Source organism: Streptomyces albidochromogenes (genome assembly GCF_005981925.1).
Taxonomy (GTDB): domain Bacteria; phylum Actinomycetota; class Actinomycetes; order Streptomycetales; family Streptomycetaceae; genus Streptomyces; species Streptomyces albidochromogenes.
Genome location: NZ_VBVX01000566.1, coordinates 1 through 1901, shown reverse-complemented (window position 1 = coordinate 1901; position 1901 = coordinate 1). Strand labels below are relative to the sequence as shown.

Annotated in this window: 1 protein-coding gene; it reads right to left on the bottom strand. The window is 77.1% G+C overall.

Annotated features, from left to right (window positions below):
• Nucleotides 1-1620 (bottom strand): glycoside hydrolase family 3 N-terminal domain-containing protein (locus E2E34_RS33870; RefSeq protein ID WP_138905653.1); only part of this gene is annotated, 1620 nt, incomplete at its 3' end.
• Nucleotides 1621-1901 lie beyond the last annotated feature (281 nt).

Genomic DNA, 1901 nt, shown 5'->3' with positions numbered 1-1901 from the left:
GAGGCGGGCGCCGGCATCGCGGACGTGCTGTTCGGCGCCGCCGAGCCGGGCGGGCGGCTGCCGACCACGTGGGGCGCGGCCGGTGCCGGGCGCGAGTTCGCGCCGGGCGACCACGCGCACCGCGCGCCCGGCCTCCAGCCGCAGACTGCCGTACCGGCACGGGGGGTTGACGTGGACGACGGCCGGATCGTCCGTAGCGCGGGGGAACACGCCGTCGACGAGGACCCGGCCGTCGACGGTCAGGCTCATCCGCCCGAACCCGCCGACGCCGAAGGTCCATTCGCCCCCCTCGTCCGGCGTCAGGACGGCGCTGATCTCCACGGTGTGGGCGCCGGGCGGGGCGGGGGGCTCCAACTGCCGTCCGGAGAGGCCCCCTCCGGCGTACAGCTCGCGGCCCCGCGCGTCCAGCGTGCGCACCAGCACCCCGGGCAGCCCGCCACGGGGATCGCGGCACCCGGCCGTCCCCAGCGGCGGCGGCAGGTGCTCGACGGCGGGGCCCGGGGCGTGGACGACGCGGGCCCGCCCGGCGAGGGCCTCGCGGATGCCGTCGAGTGGCGTCGTGACGCTCGCGGGGAAGACCCCGGCGCTGCCGCCCCCCTGGGTCCTCGGCCGGGCCGCCGGCGCTCCGATCACCGCGACCGTGCCGGCCGTACCGGGGTCCAGCGGCAGTACGCCGTCGTTGCGGAGCAGGACCGCGCTCGCGGCGACGGTGCGGCGCAGCAGCCGCCGTACGTCGCCGGGGGCCGGCGGCGGCGCGGGCGGGCCGCCCAGGGCCCCGACGCGGCCGGCCAGCCGCAGCAGACGTCTGACCTTGTCGTCCACGGCTTCGACCGGGACGAGGCCGGCGCCCACCGCCGCGACCAGCGCGTCGCCCCAGGCGCCGCCGGGCCCGGGCATGACCAGGTCGAGGCCGGACACGGCGGACGCCGTGGTGCCGCGGACCGCGCCCCAGTCGGAGACGACGACGCCGTCGAAGCCCCACTCCCCCTTGAGCGGCTCGGTGAGGAGCGCGTTCTCCGTCATGGTGGCGCCGTTGACGCCGTTGTACCCGGCCATGACGAGCCGGACGCCGGCGGCGACCGCGGCGGCGAAGGGCGCGAGATAGACCTCGCGCAGGGCGCGTTCGCCGACGCGGACGTCCACGGTCAGCCGTTCCGTCTCCGCCTCGTTCGCTACGTAGTGCTTGGCCGTGGCGGCGACGCCGTGCGCCTGGATGCCCCGGATCAGAGCGGCCCCGGTGCGGCCGGTGAGTTCCGGGTCCTCGGAGAAGCACTCGAAGTGGCGTCCGCCCAGGGGCGAGCGGTGGAGGTTGAGGGTGGGAGCCAGGACGACGTCCACGCCCTTGCGCCGGGCCTCGGCCGCGAGGAGGCCGCCGAGCCGCTCGACCAGCCCCTCGTCCCACAGCGCACCGAGCGCCGAAACGCAGGGCAGCAGCGCGGAGGTGTCCCGCTCGTCCCACGCCTCGCCGCGTACGCCGGCGGGTCCGTCGGAGAGCACCATCGGCGCGAGCCCGGCCGCCGGTTCGGCGTGGGTGCGCCAGGTCGTCGCACCGGTCAGCAGGCGCACCTTCTCCGAGAGGGTGAGTTTGCCGAGCAGCCGGTCGAGTTCTTCTTCCGTCATGGGTTCGCCTCCCCCGCGCACTCCGCTATGGAGAGCGCTCTCCGAGAGGATGGCCACGCCGGGACGGGACTGTCAACGGATCACCGGGCCGTTTGCCGCGTCGGCGGCGGGGCACGCGCCGGAAGAACGGATTCCGTCACCTCCGCAGGGGTTTCTCATGGGCACACCGCCGAACGATCCCGTCCCGCCGAATCCGACTCCCGCGCCGGCCCCCGGTCCGCAGCCGGGTCCCGCACCGGGCCCCGTGCCGGCGCCCGGGCCCGACCCGGCGCCCCCGGCTC